General features: G+C 65.3%; 29 protein-coding genes and 2 pseudogenes. 3 read left to right on the forward strand and 28 right to left on the reverse strand.

Going from position 1 to position 24,944, the window contains the following annotated elements; all coding sequences use genetic code 11:
- Positions 1–61: 61 nt before the first annotated feature.
- From ACYJL1_RS05235 to ACYJL1_RS05310, 16 genes are all read right to left on the reverse strand, one after another.
- On the reverse strand, positions 62–826 hold the full coding sequence (locus tag ACYJL1_RS05235; protein ID WP_460897359.1) for a lytic transglycosylase domain-containing protein: 765 nt from the start codon (positions 824–826) through the stop codon (positions 62–64).
- Positions 827–829: 3 nt separating this feature from the next.
- On the reverse strand, positions 830–1,177 hold the full coding sequence (locus tag ACYJL1_RS05240) for a DUF736 domain-containing protein (RefSeq protein ID WP_460897360.1): 348 nt from the start codon (positions 1,175–1,177) through the stop codon (positions 830–832).
- A gap of 45 nt (positions 1,178–1,222) precedes the next feature.
- The gene (locus ACYJL1_RS05245) at positions 1,223–1,768 is read right to left on the reverse strand and encodes a S26 family signal peptidase (protein WP_460897361.1); all 546 of its coding nucleotides are present in this window, start codon (positions 1,766–1,768) and stop codon (positions 1,223–1,225) included.
- A complete protein-coding gene (locus tag ACYJL1_RS05250; RefSeq protein WP_460897362.1) occupies positions 1,765–2,283 on the reverse strand; it encodes a DUF2840 domain-containing protein in 519 nt (172 codons plus the stop codon). Before ACYJL1_RS05250 ends, ACYJL1_RS05245 begins: the two co-directional genes overlap by 4 nt.
- The gene (locus tag ACYJL1_RS05255) at positions 2,280–2,534 is read right to left on the reverse strand and encodes a hypothetical protein (protein WP_460897363.1); all 255 of its coding nucleotides are present in this window, start codon (positions 2,532–2,534) and stop codon (positions 2,280–2,282) included. Before ACYJL1_RS05255 ends, ACYJL1_RS05250 begins: the two co-directional genes overlap by 4 nt.
- Positions 2,531–3,169 (reverse strand): ParA family partition ATPase, encoded by a 639-nt coding sequence (gene parA / locus ACYJL1_RS05260; protein WP_460897364.1) that lies wholly within the window; start codon positions 3,167–3,169, stop codon positions 2,531–2,533. Before parA ends, ACYJL1_RS05255 begins: the two co-directional genes overlap by 4 nt.
- A 208-nt stretch (positions 3,170–3,377) precedes the next feature.
- On the reverse strand, positions 3,378–4,265 hold the full coding sequence (locus ACYJL1_RS05265) for a replication initiator protein A (protein ID WP_460897365.1): 888 nt from the start codon (positions 4,263–4,265) through the stop codon (positions 3,378–3,380).
- 11 nt (positions 4,266–4,276) lie between these two features.
- Positions 4,277–4,561 (reverse strand): helix-turn-helix transcriptional regulator, encoded by a 285-nt coding sequence (locus tag ACYJL1_RS05270; RefSeq protein WP_460897366.1) that lies wholly within the window; start codon positions 4,559–4,561, stop codon positions 4,277–4,279.
- A 127-nt stretch (positions 4,562–4,688) separates the two neighbouring features.
- Entirely contained in the window at positions 4,689–5,099 is a 411-nt protein-coding gene (locus tag ACYJL1_RS05275) for a DUF2285 domain-containing protein (RefSeq protein ID WP_460897367.1), read from the reverse strand.
- 40 nt (positions 5,100–5,139) lie between these two features.
- On the reverse strand, positions 5,140–5,454 hold the full coding sequence (locus ACYJL1_RS05280) for a transcriptional regulator domain-containing protein (RefSeq protein ID WP_460897368.1): 315 nt from the start codon (positions 5,452–5,454) through the stop codon (positions 5,140–5,142).
- A 117-nt stretch (positions 5,455–5,571) separates the two neighbouring features.
- Entirely contained in the window at positions 5,572–5,835 is a 264-nt protein-coding gene (locus ACYJL1_RS05285) for a DUF2285 domain-containing protein (RefSeq protein WP_460897369.1), read from the reverse strand.
- A gap of 120 nt (positions 5,836–5,955) precedes the next feature.
- Complete coding sequence (locus tag ACYJL1_RS05290) at positions 5,956–6,198, reverse strand: helix-turn-helix domain-containing protein (RefSeq protein WP_460897370.1); 243 nt, start codon at positions 6,196–6,198, stop codon at positions 5,956–5,958.
- A 183-nt stretch (positions 6,199–6,381) separates the two neighbouring features.
- Positions 6,382–6,708 carry a DUF736 domain-containing protein gene (locus tag ACYJL1_RS05295; protein WP_460897371.1) on the reverse strand — a complete coding sequence of 109 codons (327 nt, stop codon included), beginning with the start codon at positions 6,706–6,708 and terminating at the stop codon, positions 6,382–6,384.
- Between the two features lie 215 nt (positions 6,709–6,923).
- Entirely contained in the window at positions 6,924–7,223 is a 300-nt protein-coding gene (locus ACYJL1_RS05300; RefSeq protein WP_460897372.1) for a hypothetical protein, read from the reverse strand.
- A gap of 52 nt (positions 7,224–7,275) precedes the next feature.
- Positions 7,276–7,719: a hypothetical protein gene (locus ACYJL1_RS05305; RefSeq protein ID WP_460897373.1), complete on the reverse strand. Its 444-nt coding sequence runs from the start codon at positions 7,717–7,719 to the stop codon at positions 7,276–7,278.
- 139 nt (positions 7,720–7,858) lie between these two features.
- On the reverse strand, positions 7,859–8,026 hold the full coding sequence (locus tag ACYJL1_RS05310) for a hypothetical protein (RefSeq protein ID WP_164714525.1): 168 nt from the start codon (positions 8,024–8,026) through the stop codon (positions 7,859–7,861).
- A 273-nt stretch (positions 8,027–8,299) separates the two neighbouring features.
- Here ACYJL1_RS05310 and ACYJL1_RS05315 point away from each other — a divergent pair, with 273 nt between their 5' ends.
- Complete coding sequence (locus ACYJL1_RS05315; protein ID WP_460897374.1) at positions 8,300–9,172, forward strand: NAD-dependent epimerase/dehydratase family protein; 873 nt, start codon at positions 8,300–8,302, stop codon at positions 9,170–9,172.
- A gap of 17 nt (positions 9,173–9,189) precedes the next feature.
- Here ACYJL1_RS05315 and ACYJL1_RS05320 read toward each other — a convergent pair whose 3' ends face one another.
- The 3 genes from ACYJL1_RS05320 to ACYJL1_RS05330 form a co-directional block, all read right to left on the reverse strand.
- Entirely contained in the window at positions 9,190–10,113 is a 924-nt protein-coding gene (locus ACYJL1_RS05320) for a DUF2493 domain-containing protein (protein WP_460897375.1), read from the reverse strand.
- A gap of 314 nt (positions 10,114–10,427) precedes the next feature.
- Positions 10,428–11,465, reverse strand: coding sequence for a DUF7146 domain-containing protein (locus ACYJL1_RS05325; RefSeq protein WP_460897376.1), 1,038 nt, complete (start codon positions 11,463–11,465; stop codon positions 10,428–10,430).
- A complete protein-coding gene (locus ACYJL1_RS05330; protein ID WP_460897377.1) occupies positions 11,465–15,793 on the reverse strand; it encodes a strawberry notch-like NTP hydrolase domain-containing protein in 4,329 nt (1,442 codons plus the stop codon). Before ACYJL1_RS05330 ends, ACYJL1_RS05325 begins: the two co-directional genes overlap by 1 nt.
- Positions 15,794–16,022: 229 nt before the next feature.
- On the opposite strand from ACYJL1_RS05330, the gene ACYJL1_RS05335 reads away from it, so the two are divergent.
- The gene (locus tag ACYJL1_RS05335) at positions 16,023–16,382 is read left to right on the forward strand and encodes a hypothetical protein (protein ID WP_460897378.1); all 360 of its coding nucleotides are present in this window, start codon (positions 16,023–16,025) and stop codon (positions 16,380–16,382) included.
- A 19-nt stretch (positions 16,383–16,401) separates the two neighbouring features.
- On the opposite strand, the gene ACYJL1_RS05340 is transcribed toward ACYJL1_RS05335, so the two are convergent.
- The 8 genes and pseudogenes from ACYJL1_RS05340 to ACYJL1_RS05375 all read right to left on the reverse strand — a co-directional run bounded on the left by ACYJL1_RS05340 (position 16,402) and on the right by ACYJL1_RS05375 (position 21,967).
- Positions 16,402–16,626: a DUF6117 family protein gene (locus ACYJL1_RS05340; RefSeq protein ID WP_460897379.1), complete on the reverse strand. Its 225-nt coding sequence runs from the start codon at positions 16,624–16,626 to the stop codon at positions 16,402–16,404.
- Positions 16,623–16,989: pseudogene (locus ACYJL1_RS05345) on the reverse strand (hypothetical protein). The gene ACYJL1_RS05340 and the pseudogene ACYJL1_RS05345 overlap by 4 nt, the downstream one beginning before the upstream one ends.
- A gap of 68 nt (positions 16,990–17,057) precedes the next feature.
- Positions 17,058–17,276 carry a hypothetical protein gene (locus ACYJL1_RS05350; RefSeq protein ID WP_460897380.1) on the reverse strand — a complete coding sequence of 73 codons (219 nt, stop codon included), beginning with the start codon at positions 17,274–17,276 and terminating at the stop codon, positions 17,058–17,060.
- Positions 17,277–17,336: 60 nt separating this feature from the next.
- A complete protein-coding gene (locus ACYJL1_RS05355) occupies positions 17,337–19,457 on the reverse strand; it encodes a ParB/RepB/Spo0J family partition protein (protein ID WP_460897381.1) in 2,121 nt (706 codons plus the stop codon).
- 268 nt (positions 19,458–19,725) lie between these two features.
- Positions 19,726–20,097, reverse strand: a complete 372-nt coding sequence (locus ACYJL1_RS05360) for a DUF2958 domain-containing protein (RefSeq protein WP_460897382.1) — start codon at positions 20,095–20,097, stop codon at positions 19,726–19,728.
- Positions 20,094–21,053, reverse strand: a complete 960-nt coding sequence (locus tag ACYJL1_RS05365) for an ArdC family protein (protein ID WP_460897383.1) — start codon at positions 21,051–21,053, stop codon at positions 20,094–20,096. The genes ACYJL1_RS05360 and ACYJL1_RS05365 overlap by 4 nt, the downstream gene beginning before the upstream one ends.
- A 97-nt stretch (positions 21,054–21,150) precedes the next feature.
- Positions 21,151–21,405: pseudogene (locus ACYJL1_RS05370) on the reverse strand (transposase); the annotation flags it as partial.
- A gap of 79 nt (positions 21,406–21,484) precedes the next feature.
- A complete protein-coding gene (locus ACYJL1_RS05375) occupies positions 21,485–21,967 on the reverse strand; it encodes an ester cyclase (RefSeq protein ID WP_460897384.1) in 483 nt (160 codons plus the stop codon).
- A gap of 118 nt (positions 21,968–22,085) precedes the next feature.
- Between ACYJL1_RS05375 and ACYJL1_RS05380 the strand changes: the two genes are divergently transcribed.
- Positions 22,086–22,994 carry a LysR substrate-binding domain-containing protein gene (locus ACYJL1_RS05380; RefSeq protein WP_460897385.1) on the forward strand — a complete coding sequence of 303 codons (909 nt, stop codon included), beginning with the start codon at positions 22,086–22,088 and terminating at the stop codon, positions 22,992–22,994.
- A 109-nt stretch (positions 22,995–23,103) separates the two neighbouring features.
- Here ACYJL1_RS05380 and ACYJL1_RS05385 read toward each other — a convergent pair whose 3' ends face one another.
- The gene (locus ACYJL1_RS05385) at positions 23,104–24,879 is read right to left on the reverse strand and encodes an oleate hydratase (RefSeq protein ID WP_460897386.1); all 1,776 of its coding nucleotides are present in this window, start codon (positions 24,877–24,879) and stop codon (positions 23,104–23,106) included.
- Between the last annotated feature and the right edge of the window lie 65 nt (positions 24,880–24,944).

A 24,944-nucleotide genomic window follows, 5' to 3' on the forward strand; every position in this document is an offset into this window, starting at 1 on the left:
CCCACTTCTGACGCCAATTTTACGCCAGAGCGCGATAACGCCACAGTTGGTGCGAACCTTCTCATTGCGGCCTCGCACTATCGGTTCGCGCCACGAAGAGCCCGTCGGATTGCGGTGCAGCGGGTGCGGGATCGCGCGAGGACTCCGGCTCGGATGGTGCAGCCGGATCGCCGTCGTGCTGCCGTTGAACTGCGCCGGCGCCGCTGCCCGTGTGCACGATGAAGAGCGGCGCACGGGTCCATGCGAGCGGATCGGCGGTCGCCACCGTGACGGGGACAGCAAGGTCGCCGCCACCGATGATCGGCGCAAGAACGGCAACATAGGCGCGCGTCTCGGCCGGCAACGGGCGGCCATTCGCGCGATATTCCTCGTAGCGGCCGGGACCGGCATTGTAGGCGGCCAGAAAGCCCGGCGAGCCGTAGCGATCGTGCATCTCGCGCAGATACGCCGCTCCGGCGAGAATGTTGTCGCGCGGGGCGTAGGGATCGTTACCGAGACCATATCGCGCGCGCAGCTCCGCCCAGGTCGCGGGCATGACCTGCATCAGGCCCATCGCACCGGCAGACGAGATCGCGCGCACGTCGCCGCGACTCTCGACACGCATGACGGCGCGAATCCACGCCTCCGGAATGCCGAACCGGCGCGCGGCCTCGGCGATGTGGCCGGCATAGGGATCAGCGGGTGATGGCCGCTCCGCCGGCGCGTCCTGTGCGACGGCGGGAATTGCCGGCGGCAGGCCGATGAGCAGGCCGGAAAGGAGGAGGAAGGCTGTGCGCCGGACGGTGGGAAACCGTCCGACGACAGCCCGATGGCGGCGGGCCGGCATCGCTCAGTCCCGCTCGCCGCGCTTGGGCGGGCGATTCCAGTGCAAACCCCAGGCGGACTTGTCGTCGGCCGACTGGAACAGGTTGGCGCGGATCGGCTGCGGAAAGCATGGATCATCAAGCTGCAGCGCGACGTAATCTCCGGCCTTCTCACCGGTGCGCTTCCAACCCGCGCCGAGTTCGGCGCCGGGTTCGTTGTTCACGCCGTCGAAGACGTGCACGCGGAAATCCGGCGCATTCTCAGCGTCGGACGGCTCGGCGGGAATGATGATGATGTCCTGATGCAGCAGGAGTGTTTCCAAGTGGCCGATGAAGCCGCCATCGTCGCGGGTGAATTGACCTATCAGGGACATGATTGCCTCCGTGGATGTGCGGTGAGGTTGGGATTGGGCACGCTGTCACCGCGTCGGCGCGCGCCAGACGAAGCGGCCATCGCCGTCCTCGTCGGTGTAGAGAGGGATGGCCCGGCCGATCACGGCGGAGGCGGGCAGCGGGCCGAAGTAGCGGCCGTCGAGGCTGTCGCGCACTTGCCAGTTCATCAGGAACAGTTCGCCCTCGGCGACGACGCGGCAGCCTTGCCAGACGGGCAGCGGATTGCCGCGACGATCGCGGTCCAGCGCATCGCCCATCGGAACGGCGTCGACGGTGATCGCGAGGCCGGTCCTGCAAACCCGTTGGCCAGGAAGCGCCACGACCCGCTTCATCAGCGGCACGCCGCGCGGCAGATAACCGCCTTCGGCAAGGAAGCTCGCCAGCGGTTCGGGCGCGCGCACGGCGACGAGATCGGTGACCTCCGGGGACCGGTCGGGCTGGACGGTGTAGAGGCCGATCGGCGTGCTGGCGGACGCGTTCCAGATCAACTTCGGTGCGAAGGAAACGAGCGACAGGATTCCGAGCAATGACACCGCGCCCGTCGTGGTGATGGCGTAGCCGAGCCGGGTCATGCGCCGATCCTCCGCGCCAAGAGGAAGGCGCGGTGGCGCTGCAGCGTGTAGGCGCGCGGCGCCTCGCCGGCGGCAAGGCGGTTGTGAACGTGCCGCCAGTGATCGGGCGACACCTCGGCCGGATCGATATCGCTGGCCTCGATCGCGTCGATGAGCTGGAGCACGCGCTCCACCTTCGGCCAGCCATCGACGCGCAACAGGATGTCACCGCCGGGCGTCACGGTCGGGATTGTTTGGCAGGCCTCACCGGGACCCACGGCACGCAGAATGTCGAGGCGAGAGAGCACGGTGCCGTGCTCGTTCGCGGCCCAGCGCACCAGCGCGAAGGTCGTGCCGGGAGGAAAGAAGAGGATGCGGCGGCGGCGGTCGAGGACCTGTTCGCGGACCTCGCGGCCGAAGCGGATCCAGTGCTCGATCTGCTTCTCGATCCAGACGAGTTCGATCTGGGTGAGATCGTCGAGCGTCAATCCGGTGGCGCGGCCAGCGCGCGCGGATGCGGCCACAAGGCCGGTCATTGGGCGTCTCCTTGGGCTGGTGGGAATTCGCGCTCGAACAGCGCGCGCAGCATGTCGGCGACCGTCTGGCCGCGCTGGAAGGCCGCGATCTTGATCCGGCCACGCATGTCGGCGGTGACATCGATGGTCAGCCTGGCCGAGAAGTCATCGGCGGCCTGAGCGCGTTGGGTTTGGCGGTCGGGCGCCTTAATCCAGCTCTCAGGATCACCGGGCCGGGATGCGAAGCTGCGTTTGGGGGATCGCTCGCTCATGCGCCGATCCTCGCGACTTCGGCCGCGAGCGCGGCGATCTCGCGCGCGCCCGGACAATCCTCGTCCTGCTCGGCGGCGATCCGGCCGGTCTGCACGACGTCGGCGAAGACGATGCGCTGACCGATGGTGGTCGCGAGCAATGGCGGGTCGTGATCGGCGAGCGTCTCGGCGGTTTCGCGGGCGAGCACCGTGCGCGCCGCGCAGCGGTTCAGCACGAAGCGAGCGGCAAGCTGCGGCCGGTAAATGCGGGCTTCGTTGAGCAGCGCGAGCATTTCGGCCGATGCCCAGCCGTCGAGGGGCGACGGTTGCACCGGAATCAGCACGAGGTCGGCAGCGAGCAGCGCCGAGCGCATGAGGCTGGCGACGCGTGGCGGTCCGTCAATGACGACATGGTCGGCGTCACGCGCCACCTCCGGCGCCTCGCGATGCAGCGTGTCGCGCGCCAGGCCAATGACCCCGAAGAGCCGTTCCAGCCCCTCCCGGCTGCGTTGCTGCGACCAGTCTAGCGCCGAACCCTGGGGATCGGCGTCGATCAACGTGACGCGCTGCCCATGCCGAGCCCATTCGCCGGCGAGATGTAGCGCCAGCGTCGTCTTCCCGACGCCGCCCTTCTGGTTGAGGAGCGCGACGATCATGACGGTCTCCCGGCTATCGGGGACTCGTCCACACAGCGCGAAAAAGCGGTCTCCGTTAGAAAGATTCCGAAGGAATCTAGGTTAGATAAGTTACGGGGCTCGCAAGCTGCTGATTCAGCAAAAGGAATCGGCGATTCCGGTCCCCGATAGCACGAGAGTCCGGTCCCCGATGGCACGATAGTGCCGGTCCCTGATAGCACGAGATGATTCACAGCTTATCCCCAGGGCGCGATGTCGAGCGGCGACGGCGGCGCGGAATGCCGAGCGTGTCGGGATCGGTGGGTGCGAAGGACAGGACTTCGGGCCCGCCGAGGCACTGCTCGATGGTGAGCCGGTAACCCGGCAACGGCTGGCGCCGAACGATGTCGCGCAGGTCGTAGGCGAAGTGCTTGAGCGGCGAGAGGCTGCCGGACTTCGAATGGAGATGCGGGAAGTCGAAGCTCCAGCCGAATTCCTGCTTGCCACCGTGCTTGCGCACCAGGCGGTAAAGCCAGCGCTCCAGCCCGCCGGTAAGATCGAAGTAATTGCGGTCGATCGTCAGCACGAGCGCATCGTCGAGAACGGCGCCGTAAAACCAGTCGGGCACGATCAGCTCGAGACCAAGCGGACGGCCGCGGTGATCGGCGCGCTCCTTCCATTCGTTGATCCATGAGAAGCGGTGCATCCGGCGCTCGGTCGGCTGGCGGATCGAGGTCGCGACCGTGGTCGACTGAAGCCTGTCGAGCGCTGCCTTCAGGCGGTCGTAGTCGCGTAAGCTGACGCCCCGGCCGATGAAGTTCAGGATTTCGTAGGGCGTGGTCGCCATCAGGCGTGACGGGCGCAACCCGACGTCGCGCGCTTCGACGATCTGCGAGGCGGCCCAGATCAGGACGTCGGCGTCCCAGATCGTCGCCATGCCGTGCTCGGGCACGGCTTCGACGCGGATCTTTACCGAGCCGGCCTTGAAGTCGATCGGCGCCAGGCGCTTCGACTTGGCGAGCGAGAAGAACGGGTAGGCCATGAGATCCTGCGCGTCCCGCGGCGCGAGATCGCCGGGCAGCGCCCGGAACAGATCGAGCTGAGCGCGCTCATCGTGATGGGTGTGGCGGGACGACACGGCGGGCGACCTCAGCGAGCGAAGCGGCCGCCGGCAGTGGCGGGTGCGGGCGACTGACGCTTGGCTGGCAGAACGGTCCCCCCGCGCGGGTCGGAGGTCGAAGTAACCAGACCTCGATCAGCCCAGCTCTGCAGGTCCTCGACGGAATAGACGACGCGGCCGCCGAGCTTGCGATAGGTCGGACCGGTTCCGTAGGTCCGGTGCTTCTCAAGGGTGCGCTCGGAGAGGCCGAGGAAGCGCGCCGCTTCCTGCGTCCTCAGATAGCGTGGCGGTAGATTGGCGGCTTTTTCGGCCATGATCGAACCTCCGTGGTCTCGCGGGCGGCCGCTGCGAACGAGCGGCGGGTTGCGAGCACGGTGGCGCGAAGACGGCGCCTTGGACGATGTCGAAGTAAGCAGGCTAAAAACGACACCCGAGCGGGTATCAGCGATCTCGGCGTGGGCGGCGCAGCAATGTCCGGTAGCCGCCGCGAACGAGCTTCATACCATCGCGGGCGAGACGGATAGTGATTTCTCGGATCGGATCGCCGACCCAGGACGCTGCGTCGATTTTGTGCTGCGGGAAGAGATGCTCGGCGACGACGCGGTAGATGGCGCCGGTGTCTCGCGCATCAACGGCGCGGAGCATTAGGCGCGCACGCTGGCGCCTTTGCGGCGTCATGCGCGGATCGGGCGGGACGCGATTTCCGAACATGGCGTGCCAGAGACGCTCGACCGCGGTCAGCCGGTCCGGCGTCAGTTCGTCGAACATGACGAATGCACCAAGGGGACGGGCATCACCGACGTCGGCCAGGGCGACGTCGTAGGGCTCGCCCCGCAGCGCAAGGCGGATCACACTGGGATCACGCTCAATGATGGTGTGGGCGTGGAGATCCTCAGCGCGGAGGAGGATATCTCCCGTCGGGCTCGGTCCGGCGGTGAACGGGAGCGTCGCCGGATCGGTTTGCGGGGTCCAGAAGATCGGCTGGATGAGCGCCGAATTGCATGGGTCGGCTGCGAAATCGCAACCCCCATTGTTCGGCGAACTCTCGGGCGACGTCCTCGGTCAGCCGCCCCTCGGCCACGAGTTCCTGATAGGTCTTCCTGTATTCGGGATTGCGACGCAAGAATTCCCAGGCAAGGTCGCCGGGGGTCAACTTGTCGATATAATCATAGGCGGCTTCAGACCGCCAACTCTCATCCTCGGACATCCGCCACCGCCTCCGCGCAATGTTGTGCAACGCGAGTATGCAGTGAACACGATTCCGGGTTGAATGGAGCGCGGGAAGAACGAAGTGGCCGCAACGTGATGCGAATTGCGCATCACCTCAGTGCAGGCGGCCCTGCAGCAACTGGCAGAAGCCGCTGGTGGTCATCCATTTCGCGCGGTTGAGATGGCTGGTGTAGATGCGCAGGGCCCGCTCCGGTTCAGCCTTGGCATCGAGGCCGAAGAGGACTTCAACGACTTCGCGCCAGTCGGCGCTGGCCGCATCTGCGTCGAGCAGTCGGGCATACAGCTTCACATGCGCCTCGTCATAGGCGGTCAATGCCGCCCCGGCCGGCGGCTGATCGAGAAAATCGTCCCTGGTCACAACATCCCCCGATCGCGAGATGTATCCAAACTGGTGGAGATTGTTAACCGTGATGCGGTCGGAATGATGACGCAAGGCTCTGACGCGGGAAGATGTGGCAACGCCGCGACAGGTCGAACGTCAGCCTTCCTTCTTTGCATCAACGAGCAGCACTCCTTTGCCCTGATCGGAGTTCAGGAAGACGATGCCTGCGCGTTCGAAAGCCCTTCTGACCTCATCGCGCGTGCTCTCATAGACCTCAAGGCCACTGGTGGACTCGAGGCGCTTGAGCGCAGTCAATGAGACCCGGGCCTTGTCAGCGAGCGTCTCCTGTGTCCAACCCAGCAACGCGCGTGCGGCCCGAGATTGTCGGGCGGTGATCATGCATGATCACCTCCCACACGGACCTACGCGTACGCCAAAACTACGACTATAATAGTCGTTCTTGGTACGATCTTCCAGCCAGAAGTCCCTCCGTACGCTCTCTCGGACCGTCAGAAGCCGCAACTGATTCGGTCGCCGCAAATCCGAAGGCCCCGGCCTTCCGGCCGGGGCCTCGCGCGGGCCTCAGTCGCCGCGCCGCCCGTTGGGGCGGGACCAGATCAGCGAGAAGGTCTCGCCTTCCTCGTCGTCGAAGAGGTTGGCGTAGATCGGGGCGTTGAAGCTCGGATCGTCGAGCTTGAGGCCCAGATAGTCGCGGCCCTCGTTCGAGCGCTTGGACCAGGCGGCGCCGATCTCGGCGCGGCCGACCAGGACCCGGTGGCTGGGGGCGTTCTCGCCGGTGGCGCGCTGGTCGGGGACGATGCGAACGTTCTTGGCCTGGACGCTGAGGGTGATGATTTCGCCGGTAAACTCGTTCGAGCCGGTCTTCTTGAAGGTTCCGATGGTCGCCATTGTAAGTCTCCGTTTTCCGTTCCCGAGCCCGCACCATTGCGGCCTCGATGGCGATCGGTTGGCCGGAGGCGATCGACGGCGCACCCCGAAGGGGCCTGACAGCTTAGGAGGGCTTTCTTGTCTCGCGAGGAATGGCGGCGCAGCCGGCAGAGGAAGAAAGTTTGACGCGGCTGTTGCGTCATAGGCGATCGAGGCGCAGCCGGCCTTCGGCCAGATCAGGCCATGAAGAGGCCGTTTGGAGCGGTCGAGGCACGGTCAGAGAACGGAGATGGCAGCCATCCCGCACCGGCAAACGGGCGTTGGGGCAATACCCCACCGGCTTCGTCTCCCCCTCCCGGCAGGGCATTGGCGCTGCATACTGACCAACTACCGCCAATGGAGAGTTCGCCACGCCGGATTTTCGGTGTGCCGCTAAGAGATGGTCCTGACAGGGCCACAGCTCCAACGACAGCCGCTTTCCTGGCCCAGCGTCGATTCGCGCTCCATGCATCAGTCGCAACGGCCTGAGACGGCATGGGCGGTCGCAGCTCATCGCTGGTCTTGCCCTCCCAACGTCGACAATGTCGATCAGGCTCGCGCGAGGTCCTGGCCGGACGGCCCTGGGGGCGCTGCCATTCCTGCGACCCGCATGAAGGCGGTGATGCCGACCGCGGTCGCACCAATGACGGAGAAGGCGATCTGCCATCCCTCGGAAGGCATGAGGTGCTTCACGATGCCATGTGTGGCGTGGAATCCAGCAATTGCCGCCGGCGAGACAAAGGCGATGGCTACGAGAAGCTTCAGCCACATTGGCCGGACGTAGGTGATCAGCAGATGGCCGGTCGCTAGCGTGAGCGTGGCGGCGACGGCCCCGACCAGGACCGCTCCGGGGATGCCGGCGCCGGTGCCGTGGGCCCAGGTTCCTGCAGTCACGCCGACGAACGCTGGAAGCGCGAAGACGGCCAGCGTGAACAGCAGCCAGCAAAGCAGGCCGATGGCTGCGAAGGATGCGAGTATTGCGAGGATGATCATGGTGGTGGCCTCCGTGAGAAAAGGTCTGACGGTCGCGCCTCCACCACCACCATGGCGCGCTCGAACTATAGCGGAAAATCGACTGCGCCGGGAGCGGAAATCGCGTGCGACTTCCGCGGGGCGGCGCCGGTTCGCCCGATTATGGGGCGAAGGGATCGATCTCATGGACGATCGCGGCCATGTCGCCGTCGTACTCGCTGGCGGGCGTCACCGAGAGGGTGCCGTCGCCGGCCTGAAAGATGATGATGGCGGCCATCAGGGTGGTGGCGAGGCTGAAGGCGAAGGCGTGTGCGTCGTTGAGGGACATCGATCCGGCTCCTGTTTGAGCGGAGGACCATCCCCCGCTGACAGGCGCCCGAAGTGTCGGGCTGAGCGCTGCAATCACCGCGCAGGCGCAGGCCGAAGCGGCGGCATGCTCGCATAGCCGACCCTTCACGGGTTGATGGCGTCAAGCGATCAGTCCGACCAAGGATCAGCGCAGAAAAGCGGGTGAGGTGCGAAGGTCATCGGAGCGGGGTAAGCTGTCCCAAGGGTGACCGAATCCGTAGCAGAGTGTCCTGAATGGCGTAGAGAGGCAGAATTGAAGGTACTTGTGATCGGGGGAACGCGCTTTATCGGGGCGCACGTCGTCAGGCAGATGCACGATGCCGGTGACGCCATCACGGTCTTCCACCGCGGCACGAGCGACAACGCCATACTTCCGAGTGTCGAACATGTGCGCGACGCTGCCGCAGAGTACCCGATCACCGCCTTCCCGGAGATTATCCGTCGAGATTGGGACGTCGTGGTGCACATGGTTGCGATGGGCGAAGCTGACGCTGGAGCTGCCGTGCAGGCATTCTCCGGACGCGTGGGGCGGCTTGTCCTCGTCTCAAGCTGCGATGTTTATCGAGCATATGGCCGTTTGACGAAGGCGGAGCCAGGATCGCCAGACCCGATCCCACTCAGCGAGGATGCGCCACTCCGCTCGGTGTATTACCCCCATCGGGCAATGGAGAACGAGCTTGGCGGGTGGGCACGCGATTACGAGAAAATCTTAGCTGAGCGGGCAGTCTCGCAAGCCTCGACTATCGACTGGACGATCCTTCGCTTGCCGAAGGTTTACGGACCTGGAGACAATGCCGACCTTGCCACCATTTACGGCTTCGCCGGAGTGCCACAGTGGCGATGGACGCACGGTCATGTCGAGAACGTCGCTTCGGCAATCGCGCTCGCAGCACGTCATGCGGCAGCAAGCACTGCTATATTCAATGTTGGCGAGGCGAACACGCCAAGCATGGGGGAAAGACTTGCGCGGTTGCCTGCCCGATCGGGCGACACGCCCGTGCCACCAGCCTTTGATTACCGCCAGCATCTTGTCACGGACACCACCAGAATCCGAACGGAGTTGGGTTATGTCGAGGTAATTGAAGAGTGCGCAGCCATGGCCGATCTAGCGATAGCGGAACGGTGACGGATGCGTGGCGGCGCTCACGCGCCGCCGAACTTCCAGACCGGGATGCCGAGCTTCTTGGCCTTGTCGGCGAGGTTGTCGTTGATGCCGGTGCCGGGGAAGTGCATCACGCCCTTGGGCAGAACTTCCAGCATCTCGTCGTTGCGCTTGAAGGGCGCTGCGCGGCCGTGCTTCGTCCAGTCGGGTGCAAAGCCGATCTGCGGCACATTGCGGTTGGTGGCCCAAAGGGATGCGATCTTCTCGGCGCCCTTCGGCGACTTGCCGTGCATCAGCACCATGTCCGGGTGCTTTTCGTGCACCTGGTCGAGCTTGGCCCAGATCAGCCGGTGGTCGTTGAAGTCGAGCCCGCCGGTGACAAGGATCTTCGGCCCTGGGGGAAGAAGGATCGTTTGCTCTGCGCGCCGCTTCGCTGCCAGGAAGTCGCGGCTGTCGATCATCGCCGAGGTGAGATTGCGGTGGTTGACCTTTGACCCGCTACGCGGAAGCCAGATCTTGCCGACGTGGCGTTCGTAGTGTTCGGCCGCCTGGTCGCGCATCAGCTCGAAGGCGTTTTGGCGTTCGATGAGGGTCCGGCCTTCGGCGATGTGGCGCTCGAGTTCGACCGCCTTCACCTCGCTGCCGTCCTGTTCACGCTGTCCGCGGCGTTGCGCCTGCTCGTTGTCGTCGAGTTCGCGTGCGATCCGGTCGGTGGCGCGATGAAAGACGTTGACCGTCGACCAGAGGAGATCATCGAGGTCGGGTTCGAGGCGAGTGTCCTCCAGTGTTCCGATCAGGGCGTCGAAGATGTCGGCGATTGCGCCTGCGACCGCATTGCCATCTGGCAGGAGCCGCTGGTCGGGTTCATCCTCGAAAGGACGGTAGCCGTGGAGCTGAAGCTCGGTGAGGACATGGTCGGTCGGTGATGAGGCGTGGTGCGGTTCGAAGTCGTCATGCTCGCTCATGGGATGCTCCGTCGGTTGGACCGCGACCGTCGCGGCCTTCATGGCGACGAAAGCCGGCGGACGGGCCAGCCCTGCACCCGGAGCGCAGCGCAGGGCCGGAGTGTCAGCGGAGGATGGCGGAGGCCGGCGATTTTGCTTCGCGATGGAAAGGCGCGGCACGCGCCGCCGGAAAATCGTCGGTCGCAGCCATTGTCGGGCGGGCCCGTTTGCTGGCCGATCGCCCTCTCGAAGGCCGAGGCGCGGTCCCCCTCCGAGGGTTGGTGCATCCGCGCGAGCATGACGACGCACCGCCATCGCCGCTCTCGCATGCCGGGCTATGCCGCCAGCGCCATGAACCTTGCTACGTCCTGAGGTGCGATCTGCATCCGCGACTGCTGCCGGAGATGCTCGATGCCCAGGGCGCGGAGATCCTCATTAAAATCGCCGAGCGCCGGCGAGATGACGATCGCCTCGATCCCGACCGTGTTCGCCCGCTCGATCAGGCTGTCACGCGCACCGTCACCGGCCGGATCATTGTCGCGCACGATGTAGAGCCGTCGCAGCGTATCGGGGAACAGGATAGCGGCGAGATGCGCCGCAGAGAGCGCCGCCAGCATCGGCATGTCGGGAAGGACCTGCCGGAGCGACAGCACGGTCTCGATGCCCTCCCCGGCCGCCATAACCTCGCCGCCGCCGCCGAAACGCACCGCGTTGCCGAGCAGGTCGCCCATGGCCCGCCTCGGCGTGTCGATCGGCGCCTTGTCGCGTGATTGGGGATCGAGCCAGGTTCTGTGCGCGCCCGTAATCTTGCCGTTGAGATCGGTGACGGCGGCGGTCATCGCCGGCCAGGTCTCGGTCGGGCCGTGCTCGTCGGGCCGATAATAGCAGTGTGGATGGAAGTGAAGGTTTCCGGTTCCGCGCAAATCCGTAATGCCGCGTTCCCGTAAATACGCTTGCACGATTGTGCCCGTTAGTGGCTGCGACATGCCGATGAGACGCCGCGCTGCTTCCGGCGAGCCGCTTGGCGCCGGGCGTTGGCGCTCCTGAATTCGCGGCTCGGGCTCGGGTGGTGGCATGCTGAGGAAGGTGCGTGCCTCGTCGGCCACGTCCTTGAAGTCGATCAGGCCGCAGCTTTCCCGGATGACGTCGAGGAGATCGCCATGCTCGCCGGTGGCGGCGTCGGTCCATTTGCCCGCGACACCTTTCGGCGTGTCCTTGAGCCGGACATACATCGAGCGGCCGGGCGTGTTGCGCACATCGCCCACCAGCCAGTAGCGGCCCTCGCGACGTCCGCTCGATAGGTAGTGGCGGCACACCGCCTCTGCCTGCCGGCCGAGACTGTGCGCGAGATCGGAGGCGTCGTGCCGGGCCATCACGCCGCCTCCCGCTCGGAGATGCGCGTGACGGGGAAGGTCTCGAGCAGCTTGCCGAGGATCGTGGGGCCTGATGCATCGACAGGCACGAAGAAGCGCAGCTTCCACGAGATGATCTCGCTGAACAGGCCATAGGCCCGCAGTCGATCGCGCATCGCATCGGTGAAGCCCGACAGCTCAATGCGGTTGGTCCCCATCACCCGGGCGCGGCGCAGCTGCATGCCCTCAGTGAGATCGAGGATGGTGGCGCCGTCGATCAGCGCAGTGAAGGCGGCATCCGGCGTCAGGGTGCTGGCGTCCATGACGCCAGCGTTTGCGGCCCAGGCGGGCGAGACGCGGCGACCGATGATGCGCTCGCCCGCGTCGGTCTGGAGTCGGTAAACCCGCGTCGACTCGTTGGGCAGCCGCTTCCAGATCGGCAGTAGCAGGCCGGCGACGATGTGGATGGTGCTGTCGGAGAACTCCGGCACCTCGGCCAGCTCAGCGGCCCAGGCGGTCGCAAAGCTGTCGCGGCCGACTTGCTCCCAATGGCTCTCGTCCATCATGCGCAGCGGCGCATAGTGCTGTTCCATCGGCCGGATCAGGCACACGCGCCGTTCGATCTCGCCGTCGTCGAGCATCATGGACGGCGCTGGGATTTGCACGGCGGCGCGGCCGGATCGGCCATTGACGAGCAGTCGCGCCCGGGGATCGGCGAGATGGTCGATCGCAATGTCGAGCGTGGTCGGGCGATTGCGCTCGCGCCGCGTGATGGTGAGCAGCCGCGTCTCGGCGCCGGTGCCCGGATGCGTGTGGATCACCTGGCTGTCGCTGACGATGAAGCTCTCGGCCTGCAGCGTCTCCAATCCGACATCATAGACGCCGCTACGCATCGCGCCCTCGATCTTGCCGGCGAGGAGCTGCTCGAACGCCGTAAAGAGCACGCCCTGCAGATCGATGGTCAGCGCCAGGAGCCTGTTCAGGAAGGTGGTGATCGGCGGTAACTCGTCCTTGATGCCGTTGTCGTCCATCAGCTTCAGCCCGGTGGCCGACTCGAAACGGTCGAGCGAGCAGCCTTCGACCTTGCCACGCACCAGCAGGAGATAGAGCTGCCGGAGCGCATCGCGCGCATAGTGCGATTCCAGATTATCCTCGGGCCGGAACAGGCCCTGTCCGCCGGTCTGGCGCTGGCCGCGTGTGATGGCGCCGAGCGTGTCGAGCCGGCGCGCGATGGTCGAGAGGAAGCGCTTCTCGGCCTTCACGTCGGTGGCGATCGGCCGGAAGAGCGGCGGCTGCGCCTGGTTCGTCCGGTTGGTGCGGCCAAGGCCTTGGATGGCGGCGTCCGCCTTCCAGCCCGGTTCGAGCAGATAATGGACGCGCAGGCGCTGGTTCCGCGCCGCGAGATCGGCGTGGTAGCTGCGGCCGGTTCCTCCGGCGTCAGAGAACACGAGTACCCGCTTCTGGTCGTCCATGAAGGCGGCGGCTTCGGCGAGATTGGCGGACGCGGCGCGGTTCTCGACGGCAAGGCGGTCGCCCTTGCGCACCACGCGGCGCGAGCGGCCCGTCACCTCGGCCACGACATCGGTGCCGAAGCGCTGGACGATCTGGTCGAGGGCCCCGGGGACGGGGGGCAGTGATGCCAGCCGCTCAATCAGCTCGTCGCGACGGGCGACGGCTTCCCGGCTCTCGACGGGCTGACCGTCCCGGTAGACCGGGCGCGAGGAGAGATTGCCCTCGCTGTCGGTGAACGGCTCGTAGAGCTGCACTGGGAAGGAATGGGCGAGATAATCTAGGACATACTCCCTGGGGGTGATGTCCACCCGGACGTCGGTCCATTCCTCGGGGGGGATCTCGGCGAGGCGTCGTTCCATCAGGGCTTCGCCGGTCGAGACGATCTGGATGACCGCGGAATGGCCTTCGGCCAGGTCCTGCTCGATAGAGCGGATCAGCGTCGGCGTCTTCATGCTGGTCAGGAGATGGCCGAAGAAGCGCTGCTTGGCGCTCTCGAAGGCCGAGCGTGCGGCCGATTTCGCCTGCCGGTTCAGCGTGCCGCTGTCGCCGATGATGTTGGCGGCCTGCATCGCCGCGTCGAGGTGATTGTGAATGATGGCGAAGGCGCCGGCATAGGCATCGTAGATGCGGGTCTGCTCGGGCGTGAGCTGGTGCTCGACCAACTCGTATTCGACGCCGTCATAGGAGAGCGAGCGCGCGGTGTAGAGGCCGAGCGCGCGCAGATCGCGGGCGAGCACCTCCATCGCGGCGACGCCGCCGTTCTCGACTGCCTCGATGAACTCGGCGCGGTTGGCGAACGGGAAGTCCTCGCCGCCCCACAGGCCGAGCCGCTGGGCATAGGCGAGATTGTGGACCGTCGTCGCGCCGGTCGCCGAGACATAGACCACGCGAGCGTTGGGAAGCGCGTGCTGGAGCCGAAGCCCCGCACGGCCTTGCTGCGACGGAGCCACGTCGCCCCGTTCTCCCTTGCCGCCGCCGGCGTTCTGCATCGCGTGGGACTCGTCGAAAATGATCACTCCGTCGAAGTTGGAGCCCACCCATTCGACGATCTGCTTGACCCGCGAAAGCTTCTCGCCGCGGTCGTCGGACCGTAGCGTGGCATAGGTGGTGAAAAGGACGCCTTCCGCGAGACGGATCGCCGTGCCCTGCGGGAAACGCGACAGCGGCGTGACGAGCAGTCGCTCCATGCCGAGCGCAGACCAGTCGCGCTGGGCGTCCTCGAGCAGCTTGTCGGACTTGGAGATCCAGACCGCCTTGCGCCGGCCCTGGAGCCAGTTGTCGAGGATGATCCCGGCCGACTGGCGGCCTTTGCCGGAGCCGGTGCCATCGCCGAGCATGAAGCCCTTGCGGAAGCGGACGGCATTTTGCGCATCGTCGGACGCAGCCGAGACGAGATCGCACGTCTCGTCCACGGTCCAGGCGCCGGCAATATAGTCGCCATGAGCCTCGCCCGCATAGATCACCGTCTCGAGCTGGGCGTCGGACAGTACGCCATCGCTGACGATGTGGGCGGGGAGCAGCGGCCGATAGCTGGGCTTCGGCGGTGCGACCGACGCCATGGCGGCAGACTGCACCAGCTTGGTGGGATGCGGCTGCGCGTCGGGGATGCGGATCGACTGGAGCGTATAGGTCTCGTAGATCGAGTCCGACAGGCGACCGCCCTCCGGCGGCGTCCAGTCGATCGTCTCATAGTCGAGAGGCATGCCGTCGGGCCGGGCCGTGCGGCGCGCAGGCGCCGCGGACGCGGCCCGGGCAAGATAGCCGCGCACGGTGCGCGGCGCGCCGGGCGTGTCGGCGATCGTTGTCGGGAGCGACACCGGCAGCCGGATCGGAACCTGCTGGTCGATCCACGCGAGCAGCGTCGCGACATCGGGTGCGAGGCCGGCGGAGCCCGGAAAACGTGCTGGGTCCTCGGCCGGCGCCTTGTCGATGACGGTCAGGCGCGTCTCGATGGTCGTGCCATGCTTGGCATAGACCGAGCCTGCGACGGCGGCCGTGAACACGACACGCCCGCGTTCCTGCAGCCGGATGAAGGCTTCGCGCCAGGCAGGGGCTTCGGGTGAGAAGTTCGCGCCGGTAATGGTGACGAGGCGGCCGCCATCGGCAAGACGCGCAAGGGCCGAGGCGACATGACGATAGGCGGCGTCCGCCACCCGTCCGGTGACGTTCGCCATCACCGAAAACGGCGGGTTCATGATGATGACGCTGGGAACGGCCGTCCGATCGAAATGATCGTCGATCTGCGCGGCGTCGAAGCGCGTGACCGGGATGGCCGGAAAGAGCGAGGCGAGGAGATCGGCACGCGTCTCTGCAAGCTCGTTGAGGATGAGCGCGGAACCGGCGATCTCAGCGAGGATCGCAAGCAGGCCGGTGCCGGCCGAAGGCTCCAGCACCCGGTCGGTCGGGATCAGCGATGCCGCGGTCAGGGCGGCGAGACCGAGTGGCACCGGGGTGGAGAATTGCTGAAAGGCCTGCGCTTCTTCTGAGCGACGCGTGTGCGTCGGCAGAAGGCGGACGATCTTGATGAGCGCGGAAAGGCGTGCAGCCGGGGAAGCGGCTTTGCGGTAAAGGGGTTTTCCGTATTTGCGCAGGAACAGGACGGTCGCCGCCTCGCAGGCGTCGTAGGCCGTCTTCCAGTCCCAGGCGCCGCTGGCGTCGGACGCGCCGAATGCCTGTTCCATGGCGGAGCGCAGGATCGCGGCGTCGATCGCACGGCCCTGTTCGAGATGAGGAAGGAGATGGCCGGCGGCGGCGAGAATGGCGGCGGCCGGAGGCGCGTTGGGCGCGAGCGGAAGCGAGGCCGCCGGAGCGGCTCCCGGGATCGGGGTGTGAAGCATGGAGGATACCTCGAAAGAGCGGAAGACGGACGAGCCGGTCCTGCGCTCTCTCTCGACCGGACGGGCTCAAACCCGTCCCGGCCGACCTCTCACTCTGGCGCGGTCGGCGCCCGTCCCATCGCTCCGGCTTCCGGCGGCGGAGATCTGACGCTAAACTTTCCTGGGAAGAGAAGCCGCGGCGCGTCAGATCTCTGGAGTTCGCCGTGCCAGTAGGAAAGAGGCAGGCGAGATGAAGGGAAGCGCGATCGGCATTATTGCGGCGGGTTGCCTGGTGGTCGGGTTTGGCGCGGGGTTTGTCCTCCGGCCTGTGATTGCGCCGGTGTCCCCGTCGCCGGCTGTCGTGACCGGAGTCGCGCAGCCGACCGAGGACGAGGCGACTGCGGCGGTCCGGCGTCATCGCCTGTTCACGGGAACATCGCTCACCAACGCCACGCTGAAGCTCGGCGATTGTTCGCCAGGTGGGGTCGGCCCGGGCGTGACCTGCATGACGCAGCTCGTGATGGATTCGACGAAGCCGAACGCGACACCACAGAACCGGCCGATCGGCTTTGCGCGCGTCAACGGTCAGTGGGAGGTCGCGGTCTGGTAGTGACAGCGGTGCCCGCGACCTATGTCGCGGATTCCGGCGGGCGATAGATCACGAACGGATCGCCATCGGCAAGATGTCCGAACGGAGTGAAGACATAGTTGCCGTCGTCACGACCTGCGGCGCAGATGACATAGCGAGGTTCACCCGTCGCGACGTCGGTGCATTCCATCAGCGCCAGATCGCCGCTCTCGGCGGCACGCAACAGCGTCTGGAAATTGGCGCGCGCGTGATCGGGAATGCTCATCGCGTGCCTCCCTCAGCGAGACGTTCGGCGAGCCACCGCCCGCTGCTCATCCATTCGATGGTCTGCCCCGTCGCGAGATCGAGCACATGGGCGCCGCCGGAGAACCCATCGACGACAGGATTCGAGGCGATGCCGGCCCATTGAAATCCCCAGCGTCCGCTGAGCGCGAAGGCTTCGGCGCATCGCGCGACGAAGGTGAGCAGGAGCTGCGGATCGGCGCTGCCAGGATCGCGAAGCCAGAGGCGGCGGGTCTTCGCGGTCGTTCTCGGCCATAAGCGCGGCGTATATGTCGAAGGCCCGCGCGGCGTTGGCGGCGGTGCCGACGTCGAGCAGGCATGAGAAGCGAGTGAGAAAATCGGTCATGGCGGGCTCCTGAAACGAAAAAAGCCCGGCGCTCAGCCGGGCTCGGGGTGGGAATGGGATGGCGGCGGCTAGTAGCCGAACTGCCAGGACGGCCAGGACTGGCCGTCGGCGGCAGCGCGCACGGCGTCATCGAGATAGGCGGGGTCGCCCTCGACGACGACGGGGTCGCGGACAGGTGTTTCGTCGATGATCGTCACGCGGCCGACCAGGTCATCCTCGACCCCGACATGCACAGGAACGAGGAACTGGAAGACGACGCGGCGGGGCTTTAGGTTGGATTGCGACATGGCGCAGCTCCTTGCGTTAGAGGAATGGGCGGAGCGGCCGAAGCCGCTCCGCGGGTGCGCTTACTCGGCCGCAACGAGGTGGCGTTCCTCGTCTTCAGCGGAAGCTTCCTCATCGTCGCCCGCGAGGAAGTCTGGCAGCGCGCCGTCATCCTCGCCGCTCGCGTCGGTGTCCGGGGCGGCCGCCTCGGCCTCAGCGACCAGTCGCAACGGTTCCGGCAGCCAGCCGGTGTCAGCCAGCAGGCGTTCGGCTTCCATGGCCATGTCGCCCTTCTTCAGGTGGTCGATGAGCTGCGCCGCCTGCTCGCCGGCGCCCTCGCGGACGGCCTGAAGGATGCGGGGCTTGGTGACGCGGCCGAGATAGTTGCCGACGGTCGGACGCCAGCCGACGTCCACCATGTCGAGCCCGGTGGCGCGGGCCAGTCGGTCGGCTTGGCCGAGCCGCATGTCGAGGCCGTGCTGGGAGACGCCGTTGCCGCCATAGGGGTTCGGCTTCTCGTAGAGCGCGTTGACGCCGTAGCTCACGCAATGCGCCAGGAGGGCCATGCGGCTGGCGTCATCGAGCGCCGCCAGCCAGTCCCACAGCGCCTCGTCCTCGGCGGGAATGTCGCCGGCCCAGCCTTCGTGGCGCTCATGCACTGCGCGAGCCGACGGGCTGTCCTTCAACGCATCATCCTGCACCGGGAAGAAGACGTGACTGACGGAAGCCTCCATCGCGCCCTTGTACATGCGGTGCTGGAAGGCGTCGGAGACCAACTTGTGCAGGAGCGCGGTCATCGCGACATGCGGGTTGTCGGCCAGCGCATTGCGTAACGCCAGGGTGCGATGGGCCGTCAACTCGGTGATGAGGCGATCGGGCAGCGGCTTGATCGCATCGTCCTCGTCGTCCTCCGGCTCGGAAGGCTGGCCGCCGATCGTGATGACGGCCCGCTGCACGACCGGTTCGGCCGGATCACCGCCAGATTCCACGCCAGTCTCGCCCTCGGGGGTGATCGGCGTTTCGTCCTCGGCCCGGACATAGCCCCGATCGATGTCGAGGCTGCCGTCGTGGGCGATGCTGATGAACACGCCCCCGCGGCCGATATCGTCAGCCTCGTAGCCGACCGGTCGCGCTTCGAAGGCGGCCAGTGCCGTCTCGATCTCGCCGAGCCGCTGGTCGACCTCGTCCGGCAGCTCGTCGGCGCCCTCGTACTCGGCCTCGAGCTTCTGGTACTCGGCGTTGAGCGCGTCGATCGTGGCTTGCTCGTCAGCCGAGAGGTCGAGTGCTTCGCCCTGCAGCTCGCGCAGACCGCGCGTCACGTCATAGGGGAAGCTGACCGCGACCTCGATCCACTTCCAGCCTTCGGCGGCGACCTCTTCGGCCGTGGCCTTCAGCTTCTCAGCGACAAGGCGGTCGAGGAGCGCCGGGTCCTGCAGCCAGCCGCCATCGTCGGACTGGAAGAGATCGCGCATGGTGACGCCGCCGGCGGCCTCGTAGGCCTCGACGCCGACGAAGACGGCCCGCTTGTCGGAGGCGCGCACCGTAGTCTCGGTGAGCATGCGCCGGATCTGATAGGGCTCCTTCGACCAGGCATCCTTGATCGCATCCCAGACCTGTTCCTGACGGGCATGATCGGGCGACACCGTGAAGGCCATCAACTGCTCCAGCGTCATGCCATCGTCGGCATAAACCTCCAGCAGTGCCGGCGATGCGGAAGCCAGGCGAAGCCGTTGCTTCACGACCTGGACCGGCACGAAGAAGGCGGCCGCGATTTCTTCCTCGGTCATGCCCTTGATCAGCATATCGTGGAAGGCGCGAAACTGGTCGAGCGGATGCAGCGGCGTGCGCTCGATATTCTCGGCCAACGACACCTCTTCGGGGAGGATCGCGCCGTCGCGCTCGCGAACAACGCAGGGCACGGGTGCGACCTTGGCGAGGCGCTTCTGCTTCACCAGAATTTCCAGCGCGCTGAAGCGACGACCGCCGGCGGGCACTTCGAACATGCCGGTCTCAACGCCCTCGGCGTCGACCACAGGGAAAACGCTGAGGCTCTGGATCAGGCCGCGTCGGGCGATCGAGGCCGCAAGGTCCTCGATCGAGACGCCGGCCTTCACACGCCGGACGTTGGACTGGCTGAGCACCAGCTTGTTGAAGGGGATGTCGCGCGAGGACGACAGGATGATCTTCTGAACAGCAGTAGCCATCGGGATTTACTCCGCGACGGGCGGCCGAAAGACTCTCTCTCGACCTACAACCCGTCACGAAAATCCCGTCCTCCCTCTCACTCTCTTCTTCGGCATCTGCGTGCGGGCTGGCGCCATTAAGGAAATCCCCGTATCGACCGGGCCGGTCGTCGCCGACCCGTAAAGGCGTAAACCCGGCTCGACGGATTTGCGGCTTTCCGTTGAAGGGACGCCGCTTAGCGCGGCGTCTCTCGATAGGCGCTCGGCCGAGGCCAGCGGGGCGAACGCGTCACCTGGCTCTTCGCATTGCATCCTCGACGCCATGAAGCAGGCGCTCGGCCTCGCGGAGGCTGCCGGTGCGGCGCGCGGTGTCAGCCCACACGGAGATCGGAAACATCCCGTCGAACAGGATGTCGCGCTCGATTCCGAGGCCGAGGGGCAGCCTCACCGAGGCCATCTCCGCGAGGCTGAACGAGCCCAGCTCCGGCACGCCGAGATCGGCCAAGCCGAACAGGGTGTCGCCGTCCTCGTCGAGTTCGGTCGCGAGCCAGAGGCCTTCACCAAGCGGGTTGAAGAATCTGACGAGGGGCACATGGTCGGCGCAGCGATCGCGGCCGTGGGCAAGCAGACGCTTGCGCAGCTCTGGCGTCAGGAGGATCATGCAGCCCTCCTGTCGATTGAGGGACCGGCCGAGAGTTCGGCCCCGTCGGCGGGGACGAAGCCGAGCAGCCAGTCCGCCGCCTTGCTCGCCTGGGACGCGGCGCGGACGATCGCCCGATTGTCGTCGCGCAGGACCTCCAGCCAGGAGCCGATATAGTCGGCGTGCCGGACGGTTGGCACGATGCCGAGCGAAGCGCAGCAGAAGGCCGCGTTCATCTCAGCGACCAGCTCCTCGAAAGCGTATTTCTTGGTGCCGAAGCCGCCGGTAATATCGCGGCCCAGACGGGATGGATGGCTTGTGGCGTGGCCGAGTTCGTGGAGCGCCGTGCGGTGCCAGTTGATCGGCTCGAAATAGGCCTGGGGCGGGGGGACCTGCACGTAGTCGAGCGCCGGGACGTAGAAAGCCCGGTTGCCGCCGATCCGGAAGTCGATGCCAGTGGCGCGGATCAGGGCCTCGACCCGGGGTTCGATCAGGCCCGGCGGCGGAGGTGGCGTGACGGTCGCCATGTCGTCCGGCAGGTTTTCGCACTGCGCGGCGTTGAACACCGTAAAGCGCTTCAGGAACGGGATCGCCAGGGCTTCGTCGCCTGTCTCGCGCGCACGGCGCTTCTCGTCGTCGGGCACGAAGCGGTCCGCATAGACGACGGTGGTGCCGCGTTCGCCCTTGCGGACATTACCGCCGAGCGCCAGCGCCTGGCGGAAGGTCAGCCAGCTCTGGCCGGGGAAGCCGTGCTCGATGACGGCTCCCCACAGGATCAGCACGTTAATTCCGGAATAATGCCGGCCGGTGGCGGCGTTCCTCGGCATGGCGAGGGGCGCTTTCGCCGCCGCCGTTCCCCAAGGCTGGACCCAGGGGACGAGGCCGGCCTCCAGTTCGGTGATGATCTTACCGGTGATTTCGTCATACAGGCTCGTCCGGTCTTGGCCGGGGCGAGCAGATGCGGTCTTTCTGGACATCGCGGATCTCCGCGACGGGCGCCGGAAGCCTCTCTCCCAGCCCTCAACCCGTCACGGCAAAGCCGGTCCGCACTCTCACTCTAGGCGGTGTGGACAGTTATCTAAGCCACAGGACGATGGCGGCAAGTGTGATGATCGCGCGGTAGTTGCGGGCGGCTTTCTCGAAGCGGGTGGCGACGCGGCGAAACTGCTTGAGCTTTGAGAAGCAGCATTCGACGAGGTGTCGCTGGGCGTAGAGGTGTTTGTCGAGCGGATGCTTGCGTGACCGATTGTTGGGGATGACGGCTGCTGCGCCTTTGTCGGCGATCACCTGCCGCAAGGCGTCGCTGTCATAGGCGGTGTCAGCCACCATTCGCTCGAGCCGGCAGATTGCTCGCCGGCTCGAGGTGATGGCCGCCGCGTTCCATCTTCGGAAAGGCCTCCGGATAGGGTTAGGACGAGGTCGGAATCAGCCGGACGCCAAGCCGCTCCAGAAATAGGCGACTGTCGTATTGCGCCCATTCCTCGATCAGAGTCCCGTCGGGTGCGTAGCCGAAGACGTTGTTGATGTTGAAGAACATCGGCTTACCGCTGGGCTGGATCGTTCCAATGGGCGAAGCCGTGAATGGCCTAGCGAAGATGCCCGAAAAGGTCGTGCGAGCGCCGAGATATTGTCGATCTTCGAAGATCTGCTGCCGTGTGACTGCAAAATCATCGAATGCTGCCCGGCAGGCCGCGAAGAAGTCCCAAAGCTCTTCGCGGGTCAACGCGCCGCCATCGGGACCGTAGAACCGGAAATCGGGGTGGAAGAATTTGCTCATCTCGGCCGCATTCTCGCGCGCGATTCCGATCTCGCCGATCCGAATAAGCTCGCGTGCACGCTGCGACAGGGTGGGATCATCTGCTCTTAGATTGGGCTCGTTACCGACTGGCATGATCTGCTCCTTCTTGCCGAGGGCCCCCGCGATTGGGGACCGCCACGGACAAATAGACTTGTGCCATTGAAAGAAAAATCCCATCAATCGTGCACACCCTGTTCGAAAATGACCACCTATGCCCGAACCTGACCTCAAAGACCTCCGCATCGCCCTCTGCATTGCCCAGACCGGCAGCTTCCGCGAGGCGGCCAAACGGCTCGATCTCGCACCATCGACCCTCAGCCACGCAATGACGTCGCTCGAGAAAGGTCTTGGATTTCGCCTCTTCAATCGGACGACCAGAAGCGTTGCAGTGACGCCCGAAGGGGCTGCCTTTCTGGCGAAGATCGAGCCGTTCGTGTCCGGGCTGGGAGAGGCGCTTGCAGCACCGATCCGCGGAGACGACCACGTTCGTGGAGTCCTCCGAATCAACGCGCCCTTATCAGCAGCGCTCTACCTTCTGCCAGAGATCATCCCGGCGTTCGGACTGCGCCATCCGCTGGTCGAGCTCGAACTTCATCATGAAGAACGCCTCATCGATGTCGTCGCGCAGGGATGCGATGCCGGCATCCGGTTGAGCAAGACTGTCTCAGGCGACATGATCGGCGTGCGGTTCGGCAAGCCCCTCCGCTGGATCGCCGTAGCGTCGCCCGCCTACATCGAGCAACGCGGCCGCCCCGAGCATCCGACCGATCTCATGACTCACCGCTGCATCCGCATCCGGACGCCCGACGGACGCCGGTACATGTGGGAGTTCTCGCGCGGCGACGATGAGCTCGAAGTGGATGTGCCTGGGCAGCTCACGCTCGACCGGATGGTCCTCATGGTTGAAGCCGCGCTAGGCGGGCTCGGCATTGCCTATGTCCTCAGAGACATGGTCGAGGCGCGGCTCGCCGCCGGCCAGCTCGTCGACTTGTTCCCGGAATGGACCGCCGAGGAAGAGGGCTACATGCTCTATTATCCTGGCCGCCGTAGTCCTCCACCGCAATTGACGGCTTTCATCAGGTTTCTGCGGTCATACGATGCGCAGGCCGCGAGATCGTAATCGAAACCGTGCAGTCGTAGACGACAGGACGCATTTCCATTGGCCGCTCTTCGGCTTCAGATGATTTGAAACAGCCCGGACAAGAGGCAACGGAGGGGCGGGCGAGGGTTCATATCAGCTTTGCTTCGGCCAGAAGCTCTTCGATATAGGTGCCCTTAACCTTGGATAGTGCCGCTTTTCCGATCAACCGAGTGACAATGGGCATCTCCACCTCGTGCAGAGGCTTGCGATCGTTGAGGTGATAGAGTGCACTCAGCAGCACCCGGATGTCGAATGAGGATGCAAAAACCTCCGGCACGCCGCGATCGACGCCGGTCAGAGTATAAACCGCCTCCATCGCGGTACGGACCGAATATTCGGTGGTGAACACCGTATCCCGCTCGGTCTCGGCGAAGTTACCGATAAAGGCCAGGTTCTTCGAGCCCTCTGGCACGACCAACGGCCGATCGCCGGCGGCGCGCGGCATGAAATAGGAAGAAATATATGGCATGTTGCAGGGGATCGTGCGCGCCGAATTATGCGCGAAATCGTCGATTTCCTCCTCAGGCACGCCCAGATGATAAAGCCACTCAGCACATAGTTCGGCACCGGTGCATTCGCGGATCGGTTTTTTGACGTAATCGCCCGGCTTGTCTGAAAACAGGCCATAGAGCCAAACGACGAGATCCTTCTGCGGGTCCTGCGCGGCGAAATGGGGCTGCCGGCTCATCGAAAAACCGTATAGCCAGCTCGAATCCTTAATGCTGCACGGCCCTCCGGTTACGATCCTCCCCGAGCGCGGATCGCGGCCGGTAATCCGCTCGATGTAAGGGGCGACGCGGTCGTCGGTCAGAGTGACAGTCGCCGAGATCGTCCAATTCGCCTCTGGGATGTTCTCGCAGAACTTTTCGGGGCGGCCGAACGAGCGGTCGCGCGCCGCCATGTTCTTCCACAGCGACCAGGCGCCGCCGCGGTCTGTGACGATCGGTGCTGGCGTATCATTGTCACCGTAGGTCGAGCTTTCGGTGATCGAGCCGTTGGTGACGAACACCAGGTCTTTAGGCGCTACGTCGATTTGGCGGGCTTGTCCGTTTACCGTGAGATTGATGGTGGTCGCCACCTTCTCTCCTGCGGCGTCGGTGACCAGGATATCATCGACTTGTGTGTCGTACTGGAATGTTACGCCGTGTCCCTCAAGATAACTGACGAGCGGCCGGATAAGCGATTCATACTGGTTATAATAGGTGAAGCGCAGCGAACTGAGGTCGGCGAGAGTCGACACATGATGCACGAAGCGCAGGATATAGCGCCGCATTTCAAGTGCGCTAGCCCAAGGCTCAAATGCGAACATCGTTGCCCAGTAGAGCCAGAAGTTGGAAGCAAAGAACTCCTCGGTAAAGACCTCGTCGATACGCTTGTCGTCGAGATCCTGCTCTCTCATCAAAGCAAGCGCGACAAGCTCCTCGACCGCTTTTGGCGTCAGCGTAAGGTCCGGCATCTGCTCGATGGGCTCACCCCGCTTGTGGATAGCGCGGCGCGGGTTGGTGGCGGGGTCCGTCTTGTGCAGCCAGTACATCTCGTCCAGAACGGAAGCGTCTGGCGTCCGGAGCGAGGGGATCGAACGGAACAGGTCCCATAGCGTCTCGAAATGCGCCTCCATTTCGCGCCCGCCGCGGATGATGAAGCCTTTATGTTCATCGAGTATGCCGTCCATACTGCCGCCCGGCAAAGCGAGTTCCTCGAAGATCGTGATGGCGGAACCTGGCATCTGCGCGTCCCGGATCAGGAAGGCGGCGCCGGACAGCGAGGCGAGGCCCGCACCAACGAAATAGGCGCGGCGACCGTCGATCCCTTCCGGCTTGAGGGGGCGGGCAAACGCCTCGAAGTTACCGTTTGTTCTGTACATATCGAACTCCGTTGGTTGTGTCGGACGATGCCTGTGTTTTTCAGGCATACCGTATAGGCCTTGGA

It is taken from the genome of Phyllobacterium sp. K27, assembly GCF_054796155.1.